The organism is Roseovarius conchicola (assembly GCF_041403425.1).
GTDB classification, from domain to species: domain Bacteria; phylum Pseudomonadota; class Alphaproteobacteria; order Rhodobacterales; family Rhodobacteraceae; genus Roseovarius; species Roseovarius conchicola.
In genome coordinates this window covers 55739-75850 of sequence record NZ_JBGEHK010000002.1, presented here as the reverse complement: position 1 = coordinate 75850, position 20112 = coordinate 55739, and the positions used below count along the sequence as shown (strand labels likewise).

Annotated in this window: 24 protein-coding genes; 12 read left to right on the top strand and 12 right to left on the bottom strand. The window is 57.7% G+C overall.

The genetic code is table 11. The annotated features are described in order from the left end of the window. Positions 1–3 precede the first annotated feature (3 nt). A complete protein-coding gene (locus V6N02_RS06245; RefSeq protein ID WP_371224658.1) occupies positions 4–1206 on the top strand; it encodes an EAL domain-containing protein in 1203 nt (400 codons plus the stop codon). Positions 1207–1284: 78 nt separating this feature from the next. Here the strand turns inward: V6N02_RS06245 and rplT are convergent, their stop codons facing one another. The 9 genes from rplT to V6N02_RS06200 all read right to left on the bottom strand — a co-directional run bounded on the left by rplT (position 1285) and on the right by V6N02_RS06200 (position 7710). After that, positions 1285–1650, bottom strand: coding sequence for a 50S ribosomal protein L20 (gene rplT, locus V6N02_RS06240; RefSeq protein WP_371224657.1), 366 nt, complete (start codon positions 1648–1650; stop codon positions 1285–1287). A 14-nt stretch (positions 1651–1664) separates the two neighbouring features. Then, the gene (gene rpmI, locus V6N02_RS06235) at positions 1665–1865 is read right to left on the bottom strand and encodes a 50S ribosomal protein L35 (protein ID WP_371224656.1); all 201 of its coding nucleotides are present in this window, start codon (positions 1863–1865) and stop codon (positions 1665–1667) included. A gap of 126 nt (positions 1866–1991) precedes the next feature. Beyond that, a complete protein-coding gene (locus V6N02_RS06230) occupies positions 1992–3113 on the bottom strand; it encodes a beta-ketoacyl-ACP synthase III (RefSeq protein WP_371224655.1) in 1122 nt (373 codons plus the stop codon). Positions 3114–3193: 80 nt separating this feature from the next. Continuing rightward, the gene (locus V6N02_RS06225) at positions 3194–4123 is read right to left on the bottom strand and encodes a hypothetical protein (protein ID WP_371224654.1); all 930 of its coding nucleotides are present in this window, start codon (positions 4121–4123) and stop codon (positions 3194–3196) included. Positions 4124–4150: 27 nt separating this feature from the next. Continuing rightward, positions 4151–5104, bottom strand: a complete 954-nt coding sequence (locus tag V6N02_RS06220; RefSeq protein WP_371224653.1) for a 2-hydroxyacid dehydrogenase — start codon at positions 5102–5104, stop codon at positions 4151–4153. A 1-nt stretch (position 5105) separates the two neighbouring features. Continuing rightward, positions 5106–5447, bottom strand: coding sequence for a tRNA-binding protein (locus V6N02_RS06215; RefSeq protein ID WP_371224652.1), 342 nt, complete (start codon positions 5445–5447; stop codon positions 5106–5108). Continuing rightward, complete coding sequence (proC, locus tag V6N02_RS06210; RefSeq protein WP_371224651.1) at positions 5440–6255, bottom strand: pyrroline-5-carboxylate reductase; 816 nt, start codon at positions 6253–6255, stop codon at positions 5440–5442. Before proC ends, V6N02_RS06215 begins: the two co-directional genes overlap by 8 nt. 189 nt (positions 6256–6444) lie before the next feature. Next, entirely contained in the window at positions 6445–6945 is a 501-nt protein-coding gene (locus V6N02_RS06205) for a type III secretion system chaperone family protein (RefSeq protein WP_371224650.1), read from the bottom strand. A gap of 411 nt (positions 6946–7356) precedes the next feature. After that, positions 7357–7710, bottom strand: coding sequence for a glycine zipper family protein (locus V6N02_RS06200; RefSeq protein ID WP_371224649.1), 354 nt, complete (start codon positions 7708–7710; stop codon positions 7357–7359). A 196-nt stretch (positions 7711–7906) separates the two neighbouring features. Here V6N02_RS06200 and V6N02_RS06195 point away from each other — a divergent pair, with 196 nt between their 5' ends. Both V6N02_RS06195 and V6N02_RS06190 read left to right on the top strand, forming a co-directional pair. Beyond that, positions 7907–8392, top strand: a complete 486-nt coding sequence (locus V6N02_RS06195; RefSeq protein WP_371224648.1) for a hypothetical protein — start codon at positions 7907–7909, stop codon at positions 8390–8392. Positions 8393–8404: 12 nt separating this feature from the next. After that, positions 8405–8614: a helix-turn-helix domain-containing protein gene (locus tag V6N02_RS06190; RefSeq protein WP_371224647.1), complete on the top strand. Its 210-nt coding sequence runs from the start codon at positions 8405–8407 to the stop codon at positions 8612–8614. 5 nt (positions 8615–8619) lie between these two features. On the opposite strand, the gene V6N02_RS06185 is transcribed toward V6N02_RS06190, so the two are convergent. Beyond that, the gene (locus tag V6N02_RS06185) at positions 8620–8865 is read right to left on the bottom strand and encodes an accessory factor UbiK family protein (protein ID WP_371224646.1); all 246 of its coding nucleotides are present in this window, start codon (positions 8863–8865) and stop codon (positions 8620–8622) included. A gap of 97 nt (positions 8866–8962) precedes the next feature. On the opposite strand from V6N02_RS06185, the gene lgt reads away from it, so the two are divergent. The 5 genes from lgt to V6N02_RS06160 all read left to right on the top strand — a co-directional run bounded on the left by lgt (position 8963) and on the right by V6N02_RS06160 (position 13202). Continuing rightward, a complete protein-coding gene (lgt, locus tag V6N02_RS06180; RefSeq protein WP_371224645.1) occupies positions 8963–9877 on the top strand; it encodes a prolipoprotein diacylglyceryl transferase in 915 nt (304 codons plus the stop codon). Then, positions 9874–10932, top strand: coding sequence for a class I SAM-dependent methyltransferase (locus tag V6N02_RS06175; protein ID WP_371224644.1), 1059 nt, complete (start codon positions 9874–9876; stop codon positions 10930–10932). Before lgt ends, V6N02_RS06175 begins: the two co-directional genes overlap by 4 nt. 10 nt (positions 10933–10942) lie before the next feature. Then, on the top strand, positions 10943–11698 hold the full coding sequence (gene pgeF / locus V6N02_RS06170; protein ID WP_371224643.1) for a peptidoglycan editing factor PgeF: 756 nt from the start codon (positions 10943–10945) through the stop codon (positions 11696–11698). A 283-nt stretch (positions 11699–11981) separates the two neighbouring features. Continuing rightward, positions 11982–12107, top strand: a complete 126-nt coding sequence (locus V6N02_RS06165; RefSeq protein WP_371224642.1) for a hypothetical protein — start codon at positions 11982–11984, stop codon at positions 12105–12107. Positions 12108–12416: 309 nt separating this feature from the next. Further along, on the top strand, positions 12417–13202 hold the full coding sequence (locus V6N02_RS06160) for a Hint domain-containing protein (protein WP_371224641.1): 786 nt from the start codon (positions 12417–12419) through the stop codon (positions 13200–13202). Here V6N02_RS06160 and V6N02_RS06155 read toward each other — a convergent pair. Further along, a complete protein-coding gene (locus tag V6N02_RS06155) occupies positions 13199–13699 on the bottom strand; it encodes an Lrp/AsnC family transcriptional regulator (RefSeq protein ID WP_371224640.1) in 501 nt (166 codons plus the stop codon). The genes V6N02_RS06160 and V6N02_RS06155 overlap by 4 nt on opposite strands. 205 nt (positions 13700–13904) lie before the next feature. On the opposite strand from V6N02_RS06155, the gene trxB reads away from it, so the two are divergent. The 4 genes from trxB to V6N02_RS06135 all read left to right on the top strand — a co-directional run bounded on the left by trxB (position 13905) and on the right by V6N02_RS06135 (position 19177). Continuing rightward, positions 13905–14849: a thioredoxin-disulfide reductase gene (gene trxB / locus V6N02_RS06150; RefSeq protein ID WP_371224639.1), complete on the top strand. Its 945-nt coding sequence runs from the start codon at positions 13905–13907 to the stop codon at positions 14847–14849. A 378-nt stretch (positions 14850–15227) separates the two neighbouring features. Continuing rightward, entirely contained in the window at positions 15228–17303 is a 2076-nt protein-coding gene (locus V6N02_RS06145) for a bifunctional sulfate adenylyltransferase/adenylylsulfate kinase (protein WP_371224638.1), read from the top strand. 166 nt (positions 17304–17469) lie between these two features. Continuing rightward, positions 17470–18345: a sterol desaturase family protein gene (locus V6N02_RS06140; protein ID WP_371224637.1), complete on the top strand. Its 876-nt coding sequence runs from the start codon at positions 17470–17472 to the stop codon at positions 18343–18345. A gap of 100 nt (positions 18346–18445) precedes the next feature. Next, positions 18446–19177 carry a hypothetical protein gene (locus V6N02_RS06135; protein WP_371224636.1) on the top strand — a complete coding sequence of 244 codons (732 nt, stop codon included), beginning with the start codon at positions 18446–18448 and terminating at the stop codon, positions 19175–19177. On the opposite strand, the gene V6N02_RS06130 is transcribed toward V6N02_RS06135, so the two are convergent. After that, positions 19123–19992, bottom strand: a complete 870-nt coding sequence (locus tag V6N02_RS06130; RefSeq protein ID WP_371224635.1) for a glycosyltransferase family 10 domain-containing protein — start codon at positions 19990–19992, stop codon at positions 19123–19125. The two genes, V6N02_RS06135 and V6N02_RS06130, sit on opposite strands and share 55 nt — an antisense overlap. Positions 19993–20112 lie beyond the last annotated feature (120 nt).

Sequence of the window (20112 nt, the reverse complement as noted above, 5' to 3'; positions counted from 1 at the left end):
GGAATGACATCCGTCGTCGAAATTCAGCTGTCTCCGGGCGATCTGTTGTATCGCGAAGGCGATGCCAACGACTATGCCTATGTCATAGAATGTGGCGAGGTCATTCTTTACAGTAAACTTGTCGGCAAGCGCACCGATGTGGAGCGACGGGGCGCGGGATCCATTATTGGTGAGTTGTCCATTCTCACCGGTCAACCCCGGGCAGTGACGGTTGAGGCGCTGACACCCTGTACGGTCTATCGCATTTCTGCTGAACAGATCTTGAACCGGTTTGAGAAGTTGGATCCCGTCCTGCGCGCCTGTATTGAAACGTCGATCCACTTCACGACGACTTTTGTCAAACAAACCACCGGCCCGTCCGAACAGGTGCCTATTGCCGAAAGCACACTGCGTAACTCTGACCAGTTGATTGAGCAGTTCAGGCTGGAAACAGATATTGTTAAGGGTGTCGCTGATGGGCAGTTTTCATTGGTTTACCAACCAATTGTTCGGCTTTTGGATGGCGGTATCGTTGGGTTTGAGGCCTTGATGCGCTGGACACACCCACAGTTTGGCGATGTGCCCCCGGATCGTTTCATTGATGTTGCCGAAACAACCGGGTCGATCAAGCTGATCACAGAGTTCGCGGTGGTCGAGGCCTGCGCGACGCTTCAGCGTCTTCGGGCGTTGGACGGTGCGCCTGAACAGCTTTTCGCCTCGGTCAATGTATCGGGTCAGGACATTGGCCGACATGGGTTCGTCGAATTCCTGGCCTTCTTGCTGGATGCCAACAACATCGAGCCGAAGCATGTAAAGCTTGAAGTGACTGAAACGGCGCTGATCCCCGACTTTGATATCGCGGACAAGAATTTCAAACAGCTTCGGGCGCTGGGCTGCGGAATCTCGATTGATGATTTCGGAACGGGGTATTCCAATCTTGCCTATCTCAAGTCTTTACCGATCACGTCTTTGAAAATCGACCGTGCGTTTGTAGCCGATGCCCATGATAACCCGGTCTCACGCAGCATCGTGAAAATGCTTGTCACGCTGGGTCAGGATCTTGGCGTGGATATCATCGCAGAGGGCTTGGAAACCGATGGCGATGTCGAGACATTGCGCCGGCTTGGATGCCGGTTTGCGCAAGGGTACTACTTTTGCAAACCGGTGTCCGAAGCGGACTTGTCTTCGCTCATTTCCGGATCGCCCCACTGTTTCGATGTGGCATAGCGCAGCCCGGAAGCAACAAAAAAAACCACCCGATGTCGCCATCGAGCGGTCTTCAAATCTCATTGACTTACGGCTGGCTTACTGGGCCAGGGCGCCTTTGGCCTGTTCCACGATTGCGCCGAAGGCGGCAGGTTCGTGCACGGCCAGATCGGCCAGGACTTTGCGGTCCACTTCGATCCCGGCAAGGCCCAGACCGTTGATGAAGCGCGAATATGTCAGCGCCTCGTCATGCGCGCGCACAGCGGCGTTGATCCGTTGAATCCACAGCGCGCGGAAGTTCCGCTTGCGATTGCGGCGGTCGCGCGTGGCGTATTGGTTGGCCTTGTCGACGGCCTGCGTGGCAACCTTGAAGGTGCTTTTGCGGCGGCCGTAATAGCCTTTGGCGGCCTTGACGACTTTGCGGTGACGGGCGTGGGTGACGGTTCCACCTTTTACACGTGCCATATCTCAATCCCTCCTTAGCGTGCGTAAGGCATCATCGGTTTGATGATACCTTCGTCGGCTTTGCTCAGCGTGGTGGTGCCACGGGCGTTACGGTTGAATTTGTTGGTACGCTTGATCATGCCATGCTGCTTGCCGGCCTGAGCGGCCACCACGCGGCCCTTGGCCGTCACTTTGAACCGCTTTTTGCAGCTCGATTTGGTCTTCATCTTGGGCATTTCCGGCTCCTCTAAAGGTTCGGTCGATTGCGCGCGACTCGGCATGCCACTTGGGCCGGTCGGGCGGTGAAGAGTGGCGTATACGCCGGGATCACGCTTTAGGCAAGGGGTTTCCTGCCGTTTTCGTCAGGCGCGTTCAACCAGCACCGAGCCCACGGAATATCCTGCTCCAAAGGAACAGATCAGCCCGGTGTCACCGGGCACCAGATCGTCGGAATACTTGCAAAATGCGATGATCGATCCGGCCGAGGACGTATTGGCATAATCCTGCAAAATGTTGGGCTGTTCTTCTGGCTCGGGCACCCGACCCATGACCTTGCGGCCAATGAAATCATTCATTGTTTTATTGGCCTGATGCAGCCAGAGGCGTTTGAGATTGTCCGCGCTAATGCCCGCTTCCTCAAGATGCGCGGAGATGTGTTTTGAGACCAGCGGCAGCACCTCTTTGAACACCTTGCGCCCTTCCTGCACGAACAGCATATCGCGCCGGTCATCCATGTGGCCCTCGCGCGTGCGGCGCAGGAAGCCGTTATTGTTGCGGATATTGTTGGAAAACTGCGTGGCGCAGCGGGTTGAATGGATCAGGAAATGGGTACCTTGTGCGTCATCGCTGCGTTCGATCACCACAGCGGTGCAGACATCGCCGAATATGAAGTGACAGTCCCGGTCGCGCCATTCCAGGTGGCCCGAACAGATTTCGGGACTGACCACCAGCGCCCGTTTAGCCGACCCGGCCCGTACCATGTCCGCCGCCGCCTGAATGCCAAATGTCGCCGAAGAACAGGCGACATTCATGTCAAAAGCAAAGCCGCCAGAGCCCAAGAGCTGCTGGATTTCGATGGCAATCGCCGGATAGGGGCGTTCGTGGTTTGAGGCAGCACAGATGATCAGGTCAATCTCACCCGCCTCGCGCCCGGCCTGCGCCAGCGCCTTGCCACAGGCATCCAACGCCATTTCCGCCATGATCCCCGGCTCGTCATTGCCGCGTGGGCGCAGATGGGGGTGCATCACATTTGGGTCCAGTACGCCGGATTTGTTCATCACGTATCGTTGTTCGATCCCCGAGGCGTGGACGATGAACTCCGATGACGACGTCTCCTTAACCTCGACCTCTCCTGCGGCAATTGCCTCGGCATTGTTCGCATTGAATTGCTCGGCATAGGCATTGAAGGTCTCGACTAACTCGTCATTGGTGATGACTTGCTCTGGCGTGAAAACACCGGTGCCGGTGATGGCGGGGGTGTGCATGGGCGCGCTCCGGATAAGGGTTCAACCAGATCATCCCAAGCTGGCGGCTTCGTCAAGCGTAACGATGCGGCAATAGCAGGTCAGCTTGCGCGTATTGCGGCCCTGGTGGCACCGGTCGCCGCCACAATAGCGCCTGCGAAGAACAGGCATAGTCCGATCAATGTTGGCCCCGATTGTGCAACCCGCCCCTCGAAGATTTGCAGCAGGAAAATCACAAATGGGCCGGTTGCCGTGAGTGTGCCCAGTGTCAGCGTGCTGATCAGTGCTACGGCTCGTTGCAGCGCATAAAGCGGCGGAACGATCAGCGCATAACCCGCTACAATGATCCAGATCATCTCGCTGACCTCCGGCACAGGCGCGGGATTGACCCGTGTTGCGGCCAGAACACCTGCAGTCAGAACATAAAGCATGAACCGCATGCCAAACAGGGCCGAAGGCCCAACGCCCTTACGGTCCATCCGTTGGCAATAGACCAGCAGCAACGTGAAGAGGACACCATCGGCAATCGCCAGTGCAACACCAAGCAGGGCGGCTCCTATGCCGCCACGCACAAAGCCGGACAAGTCCATGAGCGTGACAAGGATCAGGCTCAGAATGGCCAACCCGATCAGGATGTTTCCGAGAATTTCAAGCCGGTTGCGCAACGCTTCGCCCTCGGACCAGCCCAGATAATGCAGGGCCACGGCGGTCAGGGGCATCACGCCCGCACCAATCGTATAGGCCACTGCCGGCTCGATCAGCTGAACCGAGCCAAGATAGGCGATCCAGCCGAGAGTCGCGATCGCATTGATCCTGAACAAAAGCCACGGATTGGCAAAGGCGGCCCGTACCTGACCCGGGCTGCGCAGGATCGCGGCCCCGACAAAGGTGATCACCGTCAAACCCAGGACAAGGAACCCGAAAAGGAACGAGTCCATCCTCTGGAACGTGCCGCCAAAGAACACGAATTGCGCTGCCTCCAGCACAACGAAGGCCAGCGCCCAGATCAGTCCTGCAGTTTGGGCTGTCATGGGCAATGTTATCCTTGGGTTTCTTGGTCAGTTTACCAGATTGGGCGGTGTTTCCCCACTCAGCGCGGCGCGCAGGTTCGCAACTGCCATGAGTCCCATCTTCTCACGAACTTCCAATGCTGCCGTTCCCAAATGCGGCAGAAGCGTGACGTTTTCCATCGCACGCAAGGCTTCGGGCACCTTTGGTTCATGCTCGTAAACATCAAGGCCTGCGCCCGCGATTTCGCCGCGCTCAAGAGCAGTGATCAGGGCCACTTCGTTCACCACATCACCGCGCGCGATGTTGATGACATGGGCGTGGGGGCGCATGGCGTGAAAGAACGGCGCGGCGATGGCATGTTTGGTTTCGGATCCGCCGGGCAGGGCGATCACCACGATATCGGCCATGTTCGCCAATTCGTTCAGCGTGTCACAGCGATGTGCCTCAAATGGCAGTTCTTTGGCCGAGCGGTTGAAATAGGCCACCTTCATGCCAAACCCCATGTGACAGCGTTGCGCAACGGCCTGCCCGATGCGGCCCATCCCGACGATGCCGACGGTTTTCCCGGTCACATGCAGGCCCAGCATCTGGGTCGGCTCCCAGCCTTTCCAATCCCCCGCACGCACCAGCCGTTCGCCTTCGCCTGCGCGCCGCGCGCTCATCAGGATCAGGGTCAGGGCGATATCGGCGGTCGCATCGGTGACCGCACCGGGGGTATTGGTGACAGTCACGCCAGCGGCCCGAGCTGCCGCGGTATCAATGTGATTATACCCCACCCCAAAATTGGCCAGCACCTTGCAGCGTGGGTTTTCGGCCCCGTCAAAAACCTCGGCATCAAACGCATCACCCAGCGTCGGCATGATGCCATCATAAAGCGCCAGTGCGCCGCGCATCTGGCCGGGTTTCAGGGGTACGGTGTCTTCGCGGATTTCGACCTCAAAGTGAATTTGAGCTTCTGAGACCACCCGATCCGGATAGCGTCGCGTCATCAGCACGCGCATCTCAGCACATCCTTTCGCCATTGGGCACTGGCTGGTCCGGGCCAATCAGAACGATGCCACCATCTTCATCCGCCAGGCCCAGTACCAGAACTTCCGAACGCACCGGCCCGATCTGACGCGGTGGGAAGTTGACCACGCCCAAGACCTGACGACCGATCAGGGATTCGGGCGTGTAATGGGCGGTCAACTGGGCGCTTGATTTCCGCTCGCCAATCTCGTCGCCGAAATCCACCCACAGCTTGATTGCCGGTTTGCGTGCCTCTGGAAAAGGTTCTGCCCGCACCACGCGGCCCACGCGGATGTCGACCTTCAGGAAGTCGTCAAAAGCGATTTCCTCAGCCATTGCGAAGCTCCTTCGAGCGGTTGGTGGCAGCGGCGACAGTGGCCCTCATCAGCGGTGGTAGCCCGTTCGCAGCGTCCATCAGCACCTCAAGCCCGGCCTGCGTGGTGCCATTGGGACTGGTGACATTGACGCGCAGTTGATCAGGGGCTTCGTCGGCGGTTTCGGCCAGGGCACCGGCCCCGGCCACGGTCGCCTTGGCCAGTTGCATCGCAAGATCGGGGGCCAGCCCTTCGGCCTCGCCCGCGGCGGCCAGACATTCGATCATGTGAAAGACATAGGCTGGCCCCGAGCCCGAGACGCCTGTGACAGCATCCATTTGTTCTTCGCTCTCAAGCCGCACGACCTGGCCGACGGCAGACAGTAACGTTTCTGCCAAATCCAAATGCTCTGGCGTGGCCTGCGTGTTGCCGACGATGGCGGTGATCCCTTTTGCGACGGCAGCCGGGGTGTTGGGCATGGCGCGAATGATCGGGCTGTCATCGCCGAATGCAGCCTCGAAGGCGGCGATTGGCGTGCCTGCCGCGACGGAGACAAACAAGGTCTGTCCTCCCCCCATGGCGGCAATACTGGGCAGGGCATCGCCCATCATCTGAGGTTTTACGGCAATCAGGACGATTGCGGGATGATCGGGCAAGTCTGCGTTGATGGTCACCCCGGTGCCTTGCAGCCAGGTCGACGGTTTAGGGTCAATCACCCGGACTGAACTGGCAGGCAAACCACCTTCCAACCAGCCTTGCAACATGGCCGATCCCATCTTGCCACAGCCCAGCAGAACCAATCCGTTCTGCGCGACATGTGTCATGTCCATGATGTCCCCCTCTTGTTGTTTTTTCAACAGATACGGGGGCGGGCGATAAGGGGCAATGGGGGATAAGCCAACCGGCGATGTTTTGCGCGATGGCCCAGTTTCTTCGTGTCAAAAACATCCCGGGGCTAGGGGCGGACCCCAATCAAAACCTGTATGCCGAAGGCATTCCCTTGGATCAAACCCGGTTGGTTATGCGCGCCCGTAAGCTTCTGCGATGGCCACTTGCAAGGCATCCTGCGGAGTGCGATCTCCCCAGACTACCAGTTGGAAGGCCGGGTAGTACCGCTCGGCGCTCATCACGGCGGCGTTGATCAGTGTGTCGATCTGTTCGGGGCTTGCGCCCTGACCGCCGGTCATGACCAGACCATAGCGGTAAACCATCAGCCGCTGTTCTTTCCAATAGGTGAAGGCCCCCGCCCAGCATTGATCGTTCACATCGTTGAGGATGTGATAGAGCGCGGGCAATTTATCCTCGGGGGGTTCCATTTCAAAGGTACAGACCATGCGCAGGGTCTCGTCATAGCCGGACCAAGCCAGGGTGATGGAATAGGTGCGCCACTGCCCCTCGACCGCCATGGCGATTTGATCATCGGCGATACGATCAAAATCCCACTCGTGATGCTCGGCCAGATGTTCAACGATATCAATGGGATGAAGGTCTTCTTGATAAAACTGCTCGGACAATGCCATGCCGCCACCTCTTTTTTGCTATAGCGCGGGGGCCTTGCCCGGCCCCAAACACTAGGTGCCTGCTCTAGGAACGGGGGCTAGTCCCACCGCCCATACTAGATATGGTGGGGCTATTCGGAGAACCTGTAAAGCTATTTATTGTGGATAACCGCAATAACTTGTGGATGGCTTGCCCCTGATAACGATACTTAGCGGCTTTGTCTGTTGAATTGGCAATTCCCTGATCCATGGCCAGAACTGCCCGAACGATGGCCGGCCGATCCTGTTTAGAAAGACGTGTGATCCGAGGTTTTGACTGTATGTGGCGCTGCACTCAGGGTGATCTCGGCACGGATGGCTCAGGCCAGGTAGCCAAGGACAATCAAAAGCGCCAGCGCGACCATGTGCAGGTCACGCTGTGCCCTGTCTGGATCACCCCACAACATTGTGGCCCCGGCCGCGCATACAGTTGAAGACGATGACATCGCGCTCATCCGTCAACTCGGATTTGTCCGCTGCCGATCCAATCAGTCCGCCGATCACGGCCCCGGCAACAACGCCCTCGACATCGTCCTCCGCTCCGGCAAGCCCGCCAATCACCGCGCCCGCTGTCGCGCCTTCATGGGTTTTTGGCTTTTGAGTGGACAGAGTTCGGCATTGCGCAAGATCGTTTTGATAGGTCGCGCCGCGCGGGCCGTCCACGATGGGTTCGTAAGGGGTGTTCGAACAGCCAGCGGCAAAGAGACCCAGCATCGAAACGCCGGCGATTTTAGCAACAGAATACATCTTGGTTCCTTTTTCAAATATCGTTCCCAGTCTCGGGTGGTGTGGCAATTAGGGTGCATATTTAATTTATTCAACAATAGTTTTATGTTTCAGGTAAAATAATTAATGAAAAAGGCTATATCTTTTAATGAAATCACTAAAGACAAACTGGCAAGTGGAGTCCGGTAACGTGCTGAATTTATTTGCAAAAGCTGCGATGATATTGAGCCTGAGCTATTACATTCTGGCCATCGGCGGAATTTGGCTTGGGCAGCTTCTTGGATGGCACAATGATATCTGGGAGTTCTACGATTTTCCCATACAGCCCGGCTCTCCACCGGCTTGGGCGCTGGTTGCCGGGCTTGTGATCAGTGCCGCGGCCCTGGCTAGCCTGGGGGTGGCTTACATTGGTGTGTGGCGCATTCTCAGCGGAGGTCCTGACCAGGATTTTCGTCAATTGGCGCAAAACCTAAAGCGGCTTGGGCTGGGGTTGATTGGGTTCTGGCTGGGCTACAATGTGCTGTCGGGGGCCGTGCAGCACCTGATCGTGCTTCATCTGAACAACACAGAGGGGTTCGATTTTGGCTGGGATCCTCTGGATCTGGATATTCTGTTCTTCATCATCGGCACCGCCGTTCTGGCGATCGGGCGCACCATGCAGCGCGCCTGGGCGGCCGAAGATGAAGTGCAGCATTTCCTGTAAGGAGGGCGGACCATGGCCATCGAAGTCACGCTTGATCTGATGTTGGTGCGGCGCAAGACCTCTTCGCGCGAATTGGCTGCGGCCATCGGGCTGTCTGAAACCAACCTGTCGCTGATCAAATCCGGCAAGATCAAGGGCGTTCGGTTTTCGACACTGAACGCGATCTGCGAGTATCTGGAGTGTCAGCCGGGCGACATCCTGAAGTTCACGCCCGACGAGTAAGCCGCTTAGCTGCCTTTGGCTTCCAGCGCATCCAGCCGGGCCTTGAGCGCCTCGTTCTCTTCGCGGGCCTTCTGGGCCATGGCGCGCACGGCGTCGAATTCTTCGCGCGTCACAAAATCGCGATCCGCCAACCAGCGGTCGATCATTGAACTCATCGCGGTTTCGGCCTCGGTCTTGGCACCCTGTGCCACGCCCATCGCATTGGTCATCAGCTGCGAGATATCGTCGAGAACTTTGTTACGGGTTTGCATAGGGGTCTCCGGTTTCGCCAGTTCCTCCTTATATGGGGTGGAATGCGGGCGGTCTCAAGGTTGACTTTGCCCGTAGAGCAGAGGCAGAGAGACGCATATGCAGGCCCTGATCCCCTTCCCCGAGATTTCGCCCGAGATTTTCTCGATACCGCTTTTTGGCATGGAGTTTGCTCTGCGCTGGTACGCATTGGCTTACATCGTCGGCATTCTCATTGGCTGGCGGTTGATCGTGGCGGCGGTGCGCCGCCCTGCGCTGTGGCCAGACAACCAAAGCCCGATGAACGAAAAGCAGGTCGAGGATCTGCTGACCTGGATCATCATCGGGATCATCGTCGGCGGGCGTCTGGGCTTTGTGCTGTTCTATAATCCCAGCCGCTATCTGCAGGATCCGATGGCCATATTGCGGGTCTGGGATGGTGGGATGGCCTTTCACGGTGGCCTTCTGGGCGTGATCATTGCCGCCTGGATCTTTGCCCGGCGCGACGGCATTTCCAAACTGTCCATGGGTGATTCACTGGCCTTGGCGGTGCCTGCCGGGCTGTTCCTTGGCCGGATTGCAAATTTCATCAATGCCGAGCTGTGGGGGCGGGCGACGGACGTGCCATGGGCTGTGAAATTCCCCACCATGTGTCGTGACGCGGCCTATCAGGGCTGCGAGGTGCTGGGCGAGTGGTTCTACACCGGGGCCGAGGTGGCGCGGCATCCGTCACAACTCTATCAGGCGACGCTGGAAGGGTTGGTGTTGGGGATTGTTCTGCTGGTCATGGTGTATCGCCGCGACTCACTCAAAGCGCCAGGGCGGATCATGGGCGTGTTTTTAACCGGCTATGGGCTGGCCCGGTTTGCTGTCGAATTCGTGCGCCAGCCGGATTCGCAATTCACCGGTCCGGGCAATCCGCTGGGTTATGCGCTGCAACTCGGCGACTGGGGGCTGACCATGGGGCAAATCCTGTCTCTGCCGATGATTGCGTTGGGACTGTTCTTTGTACTGCGCGCGCAGAGGGCTGCATGAACCTCAAGGATGATCTGACGGCGCGGATCGTGACCGGTGGCCCAATGACTCTGGCGGAATACATGGGCATCTGCCTGATGCATCCTGAACATGGCTATTACGCAACCCGCGATCCGTTGGGCGCAGCCGGAGATTTTACCACAGCCCCCGAGATCAGCCAGATGTTTGGCGAACTGTTGGGCCTGTCTCTCGCACAAAGCTGGCTCGATCAGGGGGCGCCGTCACCGTTTGCCCTGGCCGAGTTGGGGCCAGGCCGCGGCACATTGATGGCCGATATGCTGCGCGCGACGAAAACCGTGCCAGAGTTCCACGCGGCGGCGCAGGTGCATCTGGTCGAGGTCTCGCCGCATTTGCGTGATGTGCAGGAGGCGACTCTGAGAGGCACTGAAGTGGCCTGGCATGACACGGTCGAAAGCTTGCCTGATCTGCCACTGTTTCTGGTGGCGAACGAGTTTTTCGATGCGTTGCCCATCCGGCAGGTGGTGCGTGATGGGCCGAAGTGGCGCGAACGATTGATCGGAGTGAAGGACGACACGCTCAGCTTCGGTTTGAGTGGGCCCATGCCGCTGCCGATATTGGAGCATCGGCTGGAGGATACGAAAGACGGCGATGTTGTCGAATTCAGCCCGGTGGCAACGATGGTGGCCGAGGCGCTTGGCGCGCGTATCAAAACGCATGGCGGCGCGGCGCTTATCGTGGATTACGGCGATTGGCGTGCACAGGGCGATACGTTTCAGGCGGTGCAGGGCCATCAAAGCACCGATCCTCTGGCCGAGCCCGGTCAGGCCGATCTGACCGCACATGTGGATTTCGAGGCACTGGCTCTGGCCACCCCCTCGGCCTATAGCCGATTGACCCCGCAGGGTGTGTTTCTGGAGCGTTTGGGGATTACGGCGCGGGCACAGGCTTTGGCCGAACATCTGCAAGGTGATGCGCTGGATCAACACATCGCGGCACATCACCGCTTGACCCACCCGGGTGAAATGGGGACGCTGTTCAAGGTGCTTGGCCTTTATCCCGAAGGAGGGCACCCACCCCCGGGTTTGGAGGCCTGAGCGCGCTGCCATGACACTGGAAATTCTGACCTCTGACAGCCTGATGCCGTTTCGGCACGGGTTTTTCACCCGCAAGGGCGGGGCCTCTTCGGGTGTGTTCGGCGGGTTGAATTGTGGCGCCGGATCCAGCGACCAGGCCGAAGTGGTTTCGATCAACCGCGCTCGTGTGGCTGGTGCGATGGAGGTGCCGCCGGCGCATTTGATCACCGTACATCAGGTACATTCGCCTGATGTTGTTGTGGTTGATGGGCCACTTACCGAACGCCCTAAGGCGGATGCCATGGTCACATCGACCCCGGGTGTGGCGCTGGCGATTCTGACGGCCGACTGCCAGCCGGTTTTGTTTGCCGATGCCGAGGCAGGCGTCGTGGGCGCCGCCCATGCCGGATGGCGGGGCGCACGCGACGGGGTGCTTGAGGCGACATTGGATGCAATGGAGGCCTTGGGAGCCAAGCGTGCACAGATCAGCGCCGTGATCGGCCCCTCGATCAGCCAGGCCAATTACGAGGTCGGCCCGGAGTTTCTGGATGATTTCATGGCGGATGATCCGGATAACAGCCGGTTCTTTGTAAATGGCAGCGGAGATCGATATCTTTTTGACCTGCCGGGTTTCGGGCTGCACCGGTTGCGGCGGGCAGGTGTCGAGGATGCGATTTGGACGCGCCATTGCACTTACGGCGATCCTGAACGGTTCTTTTCCTACCGTCGGGCGACCCATGCGGGTGAAGCTGATTATGGGCGGCTGATTTCGGTCATTCGTCCCTGAATCGCGGCAGGTTTTGGGCCGAACTTGCCACGCGATTGCCTCAATTAAGGAAACAATCGGGTGAATTTCACCGGCTTTGTTCGCAAAACCTTGCTCAATACACTTATTTTTAGCCAATTTGGCGCGAATACAGTCATTGCCCAAATCGGGCTAAACAAAGTGGGAATAAACTTCAAATTCATTCTTCCCTGTCAAAACAATGCCCGAAAGACGGGTCATATTAAGTGTCAGAGCAACACAGGTCCGAGCTATCGGGCAGATAATAAAAGACGAGGAACGAGACATGAAAAAGCGTTGGATGACATCGGTAATCGAGGCCAGCAAGTCCGAGACAGTGGTCCTTCCGTTTCAACGCGGTAATCGCCGCATCAACCGGCAACAAGCCCCGGTCATGCGCAAAAGCGCCTAAGGCGGTCGCCCCCCCTACCGCCTAGTATCAGTACTTCCAAAGTATCAGTTCATATGGGTCACTCCACACCGGAGTGACCCATTTTGATTCGGGAAATGGGGCGCAATTGTGTCAGGTTGGTTTCGTGGCGTGGTACAATGTAGCGGTATTGGGGCGCATTGCATCGGGCCATGGAACAATGACAATAAGTTCTTGACCAAATCCCGGGCAATCTGCAGGTATTGATCAGCAATTACGCTCATGACAGTCCTTCTGTCGTTGTCGGTGGGGGCCGACGCGGTTGTGACGATCCGTAAAAGGTGACGCACGATGTCTGTTCTTCGCTCCCAACTGGGTCTTGATGACCTGCCAACTGTCCGTTCTTCATTTCAGACGCGCGAGCAACGGCCGTTCCGCAAATCCGGTGGCGAGCGTATGCCATTGGTCATGCGCAAGTTCGAAGTTATTCATCAGCGATCAGATGGCTCGATTCGGCGCGGTGATCACATCGGTCCGGCGGTTCCGGCATTCGAGGCAGCTTACTCTGCCTTCGCGCATGGCAGCCTGGTCACCACCACGCGTGGTCCGATTGCGGTCGAAGACCTGGAACCTGGGATGAAGCTGATCACCCGTGAACACGGCAGTCAGCCGATACAGTGGATCGGCGCGATGCGTTTGGTCCCGCAGGCCACCGAGACATCGGCCCATGATGCGCGGATGACCCGGATCATGTCGAATGCCTTCGGCTTTACCCGCCCCGAGCGTGATTTGATGGCCGGCCCGGGCGCGCGGATTTTGCGTAAGGGCGTAGGTGATGGACCTGATATGCTGGTGCCGGTGCGCCACCTGTCAGATGGTGTGCAGGTCATTGACATTGTCCCGCCCAGCCCGGTGATGGTGTACCATCTGTGCCTGCGCAAACACGCAACGGTTCTGGTCAACGGGCTGGAAATGGAAAGCTTTCACCCCGGCATCGGGTTCGAACGCAACATGGGGCAGAACATGTTGTCACTGTTCCTGTCGATGTTCCCGCATATCACCCGCCCCGAGGATTTCGGCGCCATGACATATCTGCGTGAACCCTTGGTGTCGCCGGCAGGACTGGAACTGGCTTAAGCCAGCTGGCTCAGCCGCTCTTCAAGCACGTCGAAGGGCACGCCGGGATCATCCTTCGCACCGCGGATCACCAGCGAGGTCTTGACGCTGATCACGTTGTCAGCGGCGGTTAGTTGCTCGGTCAGGAAGGTCTGGAATGTCGACAGATCGGGCGCGACGCATTTGAGAATGAAATCCACTTCGCCATTCAGCATGTGACATTCGCGGACCAGTGGCCAGCTGTCGCACAGCGCCTCGAAGGCCGACAGGTCAACCTCGGCCTGGCTTTGCAGCCCGACCATGGCAAAGACTTGCACCTCGAACCCCAACTCGCGGGGATCGACATCGGCATGATATCCGCGGATATAGCCTGCATCCTCAAGCGTTCGCACACGACGCAGGCAGGGCGGTGCGGAGATGCCCACACGCTTGGCCAACTCGACATTGGTCATGCGGCCATCGGCCTGTAATTCGGCCAGTATCTTGCGATCAATCTCGTCCAAACGGGACGTGGCCATGGGACTCTCCGTGGGAAGCGGCTGTGATTTCGCGATTGTTATACCAATGGCTGAACGTGCGCAATAATATTTCGTTACAGCGCAACATCGTTTCATCACCAAAAAGCTGCATGTTGTGCGTGCAATGCCGGATTGCGGGGGTTTCAAGCCCCGGGATGCGCAGATATATGTGTCCCGGATTGCTGCTGACAAAGGACACCGCACCATGGCCGAAACCCGCCACACCAAAGTGCTGATCATTGGATCAGGCCCCGCTGGATATACTGCGGGCATCTATGCCAGCCGGGCGATGCTAAGCCCCATTCTGGTGCAGGGGATCGAGCCGGGCGGCCAGTTGACCACGACCACAGAGGTCGAAAACTGGCCCGGCGATACCGAGGTGCAGGGCCCTGACCTGATGGTGCGGATGGAGGCGCACGCCAAGGCGATGGGCTGTGAGATCATTGGTGATATTATCTCCGAACTGGACACCGACAGCCGCCTGTTCGTCGCCAAGGGCGACAGCGGAACGGTCTATACCGCCGATGCGGTGATCCTTGCCACCGGCGCGCGCGCCAAATGGCTGGGTTTGCCATCGGAAGAAGCGTTCAAAGGCTTTGGTGTCAGCGCCTGTGCCACCTGTGATGGCTTCTTTTATCGCGGCGAAGAGATCGTTGTGGTGGGCGGCGGCAACACGGCCGTGGAAGAGGCGCTGTTCCTGACCAATTTTGCATCGAAAGTCACCCTGATCCACCGCCGGGACGAGTTGCGCGCCGAGAAGATTTTGCAGAACCGGCTTCTGAAGCACCCCAAGATCGAGCCGCTGTGGTTCCACGAGTTGGACGAGGTGCTAGGCGATGACAATCCCAAGGGCGTTACCGGCGTGCGGGTGAAGCATTCCAAGACCGGCGAGACACAAGAAGTTCCCTGCAAGGGCGTCTTTATTGCTATCGGCCATGCGCCTGCCAACGAGTTGGTGAAAGGCAAGGTCGAGATGCATCACGGTGAATATGTGCAGGTCGAGGCAGGCAGTACCCGAACCTCGATCCCGGGCCTTTTTGCTGCGGGTGATCTCACCGATCATACGTATCGCCAGGCGGTCACCAGCGCCGGAATGGGTTGTATGGCGGCGCTGGATGCCGAGAAGTTTTTGGCTGAGCAAGAAGGCTGAAACCGCAGTTGCCCAAGGGCGGCTTTGAGCCCTTTGCGGTCATCCCACCGCGCGGTATCAAGGCCGCAGGCCGCCGCGCGACAGCCCGACCGCCCGCAAGGGCTGGCGATTTGGTGAGTAAGGCGCATCGTTTTGATCTTTTGCGGATTTGGCAGGCATAAAGCGTGTCAAATAAACGTTGGATCGCCATCCCGCGGTCTGGCCATCGCGCGGCTGGTCCGAACGTCCGCTTCGTCCGCGTTACCGACATTGCCTGGAGTGGCCTAATTTCTGACGTGACCTGCGTGCAACGGTTTGAGATCTTGGCCGTTTGGGGCTTTTCAGACCGTGCGAGACATGACATTTGTTCACGAGTGAACACACTTTGAGTCGCCAGTGATGATTGCACCGGAAGCAAAACCGAATCTTGATGAGCAGGATCAGCTTTTCCGCTTGTTGCGCCAGTTAGATCTGGCGCCGGAGGCGTCTCAACGTGCAACAGCGACTGCTATCGGGATTTCGCTGGGTCGCCTGAATGCGCTTTTACGCCGCGCGACCGAGTCGGGGTTGGTCAAGATCAGCGACCGCGCCGGACCCGACAAACGCCAACGGTTTGCCTATGCAATCACCACCAAGGGTGCGGCTGAAAAGAACCGGCTTACCGATCAATTCCTCGCGCGTAAATTTGCCGAATATGACGCGCTTCATGCAGAACTTACAGGAACCACCAGCGGACTTGAGCCGCTCAAACACAGGACCAAACTCGTGCAGAATAATCTTGCCCCCATCCCCGAACTCTATGTCTCGTATGACAGCGCGCAAAAGCTGAAGGTGGAAGCCGCCGATCTGGTCAGCCACGATCTGACTCCGCGCCAGATTTGCGATCTGGAACTGCTGATGAATGGCGGATTCAACCCGTTGAAAGGGTTCCTGAGCGAAGAGGACTATAACGGCGTTGTGGACAACATGCGTCTGGCCGATGGCACGCTGTGGCCGATGCCCGTCACGCTGGATGTCAGCGCCGAATTTGCCGAAGGGCTGGAACTGGGACAGGACATTGCCCTGCGCGATCAGGAAGGGGTGATCCTTGCCACCATGACCGTGACGGATCGCTGGACGCCCAACAAAGCCAATGAGGCCAAAAAGGTGTTTGGGGCGGATGACGATGCGCATCCGGCAGTGAACTATCTGCACAACACGGCGGGCGAGGTCTATCTGGGCGGCCCGGTCACAGGCATTCAGCAACCGGTGCATTATGATTTCCGCGGTCGTCGCGACACCCCGAACGAGTTGCGCGCCTATTTCCGCAAGCTGGGCTGGCGCAAGGTTGTGGCCTTCCAGACCCGTAACCCGCTGCACCGCGCGCACCAAGAGCTGACCTTCCGTGCCGCCCGCGAAGCACAGGCCAACCTTTTGATCCATCCGGTCGTCGGCATGACCAAACCGGGCGATGTCGATCACTTCACACGCGTGCGCTGCTACGAGGCGGTGCTGGACAAATATCCGGGCTCGACCACAACGATGAGCCTCCTGAACCTAGCGATGCGCATGGCAGGCCCGCGCGAGGCGGTGTGGCACGGGTTGATCCGCGCCAATCATGGCTGCACGCATTTCATCGTCGGCCGCGATCACGCCGGTCCGGGTAAGAACTCGGCAGGTGAAGATTTCTACGGACCCTATGATGCGCAGGATCTGTTCCGCGAATACCAATCGGAAATCGGCTGTGAAATGGTCGATTTCAAACACATGGTCTATGTGCAGGAACGTGCGCAATACGAGCCGAATGACGAGATCAAGGACAAGGACAATGTCACCATCCTGAACATCAGCGGTACCGAATTGCGCCGTCGTTTGCAGGAAGGCCTGGAAATTCCCGAATGGTTCAGCTTCCCCGAGGTTGTGACCGAGCTGCGCAGGACGCGCCCGCCACGGTCAAACCAGGGGTTCACCGTGTTTTTCACTGGCTTCTCTGGCTCGGGAAAGTCAACCATTGCCAACGCCCTGATGGTCAAGCTGATGGAGATGGGTGGCCGTCCGGTGACTTTGCTGGACGGGGATATCGTGCGCAAGAACCTGTCTTCGGAACTTGGGTTCAGTAAAGAACACCGCGATTTGAACATCCGCCGGATCGGCTATGTGGCTTCAGAGATCACCAAGAATGGTGGCATCGCTATTTGTGCGCCGATTGCGCCTTATGCCACCACCCGGCGGGCCGTGCGCGAGGATATCGAAGCGTTCGGAGCCTTTATCGAAGTGCATGTGGCGACCAGCATCGAGGAATGTGAACGCCGCGACCGCAAAGGGTTGTACAAGCTGGCGCGGGAAGGCAAGATCAAGGAATTCACTGGGATTTCAGACCCTTACGATGTTCCCGAGGCCCCTGAGTTGCGCGTTGAAACCGAGAATGTCGAAGTGGACAACTGCGCCCATCAGGTGATCCTTAAGCTTGAGCAGATGGGTTTGATCGCTGGCTGATCAAATTCCACATCAATGCTAAAAGTAAGAGGGTCCGAAGCTTAACGCTTCGGGCCCTTTTTGCTGCAATTCACCTGATCCCAGCCCTATTTCGGCCCCAAAACAATGTCACCACTAACGAAACAATCGTATCGGCTGGTGCAGACCGCGAAAGAGGGACAAGATAATGGATTGGATTTCAAACCTACTTATCGAGAGCGCGCTGAATCTTTACGGCGCACTCAAAGTGATGATGGTGCCGACGCTGTTCTTTATATGTCTGGCCTATATCGTCAAAGGTCGCGACAGCATTAACGATTTTCTGCGCGCGTTGCCGGAAACGATTTTGAATATAAAGATCCAAGCCTTCAACATCCTATTCTCTTCGCCCTTTGTGGCCATCTACGTGACCGCTATTCATGGGTTTCTGACAGGTAACAACCTTTTCCTGATTACGCCTGAGTTCTGGGACGGTGTGCCGATGGTGGTGGTTCTGTTCCTGGCAGTGTTCTTAGGAGATTTCTTTCATTACTGGCGTCATCGCCTGGATCATACCAAGTTGTTCTGGCCGGCCCATGCCGTGCATCATTCAGACACCGAAGTGACTTGGCTGACTTCGGCACGCTGGCACCCGATTAACCTGTTAACCATGCGTGGAATTGGGATTGGTGCCATGCTGCTGATGGGCTTTCCGGTCTACGCCATCCTGTTCAACGGAATGATGCGTGGTCTTTATGGCTATTTTATTCACGCGGATGTGCCGTGGACCTATGGTTGGTTCGGTAAATTCCTGGTGTCGCCCGCGATGCATCGCTGGCATCATTCGGCAGAAGAAAAGGCCTTTGACAAAAACTTCGGCGAGTTCTTCTGCGTTTTTGATCAGGCTTTTGGTACATATTATCTGCCGGGCCCATGCGATGGCCCGCTGGGTGTGCATGACGATATGCAACCAACGCTGCGCAGCCAGATCACCTATGCGTTCACACCAAAGGCCTACAAACCGTTGATGCAAAACCTGCGCCGTCGGTTTGGTGGGGCTAACCCGACACCGAAAGAAAACTAGACCCGCTATGATGGGGCCAACATCGCGGGCTGCCTTCCGGGTGGCCCGCTTTGTCGTTTTGTGAGTCAGTTCTGGATATTCTGGTTAAGGTGGATTGCGAATGGTGCCCTATGCGATCTCTCTCACCTCGATTCCGCCACGCTTCGACCGACTGTGGCCAGTGTTGGATGCGCTTCTCAAGCAACGGCCTGCGCCATCGGAGGTTTTCCTTTCTGTTCCCAAACAATATGAGCGCTTTCCCGGAGCCTTCGACCTGCCCGCGCTGCCCAAGTGTGTGAGCATTTTGGAGAGCAACACGGATCATGGGCCAGGCTCAAAAGCGATCGTGGCGGCACAGCACCTGAAGGGGCGGTTCGACACGCTGATCTATTGCGACGACGACTGGCTGATGGCTCCTGGATGGGCGGCGCATCTGTTGAAGTCTCAGCAAAACGGAGAGGCCGTGACCGGCCAGGGCTTTGATGTGGATCGTTTGTGTCGTGTTTCGCCCAGTGCCGACGGGTTTTGCGATATCGCGCAGGGCTTTGCCGGAGTGCTGGTCGATCCGGATTGGCTTGCGGATGCACAGCCCCCATCTGATCCAGTAGCGCGATCTGTCGATGATATCTGGCTCTCTGCGCATTTGGCTGCCAAGGGCATCGGCATTCGTGAAGCGCCATTGGCAAGAAGTGCCATCACGCCTGCCTATGACGACGCTTATGGGCTGCAAGATCAGGTCACGGAGGGGCACAACCGGGCCGCGGCAAATCAACGATGCGCTACGCTTATGGCAACGCGCTATGGCATTTGGCCCGAAGCGGGGTCCAAAACTGCCCAGGCCGCACGGGTGTAAACATCACCCCAATGTGCTGCCTTCTCTTGTTGAGACAGCAGGGTGGGCAGTCGGGCGGCATAATCTGCCTTAGACATGTTACGCACTGCGTCCTGCATTTCTTGGATAGAGTTCGTAATGATCATCGCGGCAGGGTCGATAAAGTTGGCAATGTTGGGACAACCCCAATAGATCGGCACGCACTGACAGAGGATCGCATCCACCAGTTTTTCGGTAAAGTAATTCGGTTCCTGAACGTTCTCGATCACCAGCGAATAGCGATAGGGGGCCAGACCGTCCGATTTGCGCTTGAAAGGCGCATAACCCCCACCCATCACGTCAATCGCGTGTCCCTCGGTTGCGATCCAGTCAGCCATTTCATGCCGCAGCACATGGCCGGTTTCCGAGCGTTTGGCCGAGGCAATGAGTGAGCACATTTGCGACTTTTCGATTTTTAGGTCACGCCAGTTTTCCACCCATGTGCCGCCAAATGGAAAGAAGATTCCGTTGGGGATTGCATCCAAAAGGGTCCTATTGGCAGTCAGCACGCGGTGGAAGCGGCGATAACTGCTTCGCAACCGTGTCAGATGGCGGGCATGGATGGCCCCGGGTTCCAGTACCATGATGGAAACCTGCGCGCGCGTACCGAAGCTGGGGCGCATATGCAGCGTGGAGCGCGGGAAACAGATCAGGTGATCCTCGCGGCTAAGATCGCCCAGTTGTCCGCCGCGCAACTCTGATGGCTGGCCCATTGGCCAGATCAGATCATCCAGTGCCAGCCGCGCAGGACGCAAGCCCAGTTTCATGTGGTTGGGTAGGATGGCCGCGTTCGCCATTATCCGTCTCCCTCAGTCTTGCGCGGTGATAGGCGGATTGGCGGCGCGGGGCAATGCGATGGATGACGCTAGGCCGACATTTTCTGACGGTTGCAGGCTGTTTCATCCGTCGCGATAGCT

Excerpts from the sequence above, each read along its gene's own strand:
- V6N02_RS06245 (WP_371224658.1), top strand. The coding sequence starts at position 4 with ATGACATCCGTCGTCGAAATTCAGCTGTCTCCGGGCGATCTGTTGTAT.
- rplT (WP_371224657.1), bottom strand. The coding sequence starts at position 1,650 with ATGGCACGTGTAAAAGGTGGAACCGTCACCCACGCCCGTCACCGCAAA.
- rpmI (WP_371224656.1), bottom strand. The coding sequence starts at position 1,865 with ATGCCCAAGATGAAGACCAAATCGAGCTGCAAAAAGCGGTTCAAAGTG.
- V6N02_RS06230 (WP_371224655.1), bottom strand. The coding sequence starts at position 3,113 with ATGCACACCCCCGCCATCACCGGCACCGGTGTTTTCACGCCAGAGCAA.
- V6N02_RS06225 (WP_371224654.1), bottom strand. The coding sequence starts at position 4,123 with ATGACAGCCCAAACTGCAGGACTGATCTGGGCGCTGGCCTTCGTTGTG.
- V6N02_RS06220 (WP_371224653.1), bottom strand. The coding sequence starts at position 5,104 with ATGCGCGTGCTGATGACGCGACGCTATCCGGATCGGGTGGTCTCAGAA.
- V6N02_RS06215 (WP_371224652.1), bottom strand. The coding sequence starts at position 5,447 with ATGGCTGAGGAAATCGCTTTTGACGACTTCCTGAAGGTCGACATCCGC.
- proC (WP_371224651.1), bottom strand. The coding sequence starts at position 6,255 with ATGGACATGACACATGTCGCGCAGAACGGATTGGTTCTGCTGGGCTGT.
- V6N02_RS06205 (WP_371224650.1), bottom strand. The coding sequence starts at position 6,945 with ATGGCATTGTCCGAGCAGTTTTATCAAGAAGACCTTCATCCCATTGAT.
- V6N02_RS06200 (WP_371224649.1), bottom strand. The coding sequence starts at position 7,710 with ATGTATTCTGTTGCTAAAATCGCCGGCGTTTCGATGCTGGGTCTCTTT.
- V6N02_RS06195 (WP_371224648.1), top strand. The coding sequence starts at position 7,907 with ATGATATTGAGCCTGAGCTATTACATTCTGGCCATCGGCGGAATTTGG.
- V6N02_RS06190 (WP_371224647.1), top strand. The coding sequence starts at position 8,405 with ATGGCCATCGAAGTCACGCTTGATCTGATGTTGGTGCGGCGCAAGACC.
- V6N02_RS06185 (WP_371224646.1), bottom strand. The coding sequence starts at position 8,865 with ATGCAAACCCGTAACAAAGTTCTCGACGATATCTCGCAGCTGATGACC.
- lgt (WP_371224645.1), top strand. The coding sequence starts at position 8,963 with ATGCAGGCCCTGATCCCCTTCCCCGAGATTTCGCCCGAGATTTTCTCG.
- V6N02_RS06175 (WP_371224644.1), top strand. The coding sequence starts at position 9,874 with ATGAACCTCAAGGATGATCTGACGGCGCGGATCGTGACCGGTGGCCCA.
- pgeF (WP_371224643.1), top strand. The coding sequence starts at position 10,943 with ATGACACTGGAAATTCTGACCTCTGACAGCCTGATGCCGTTTCGGCAC.
- V6N02_RS06165 (WP_371224642.1), top strand. The coding sequence starts at position 11,982 with ATGAAAAAGCGTTGGATGACATCGGTAATCGAGGCCAGCAAGTCCGAG.
- V6N02_RS06160 (WP_371224641.1), top strand. The coding sequence starts at position 12,417 with ATGTCTGTTCTTCGCTCCCAACTGGGTCTTGATGACCTGCCAACTGTC.
- V6N02_RS06155 (WP_371224640.1), bottom strand. The coding sequence starts at position 13,699 with ATGGCCACGTCCCGTTTGGACGAGATTGATCGCAAGATACTGGCCGAA.
- trxB (WP_371224639.1), top strand. The coding sequence starts at position 13,905 with ATGGCCGAAACCCGCCACACCAAAGTGCTGATCATTGGATCAGGCCCC.
- V6N02_RS06145 (WP_371224638.1), top strand. The coding sequence starts at position 15,228 with ATGATTGCACCGGAAGCAAAACCGAATCTTGATGAGCAGGATCAGCTT.
- V6N02_RS06140 (WP_371224637.1), top strand. The coding sequence starts at position 17,470 with ATGGATTGGATTTCAAACCTACTTATCGAGAGCGCGCTGAATCTTTAC.
- V6N02_RS06135 (WP_371224636.1), top strand. The coding sequence starts at position 18,446 with ATGGTGCCCTATGCGATCTCTCTCACCTCGATTCCGCCACGCTTCGAC.
- V6N02_RS06130 (WP_371224635.1), bottom strand. The coding sequence starts at position 19,992 with ATGGCGAACGCGGCCATCCTACCCAACCACATGAAACTGGGCTTGCGT.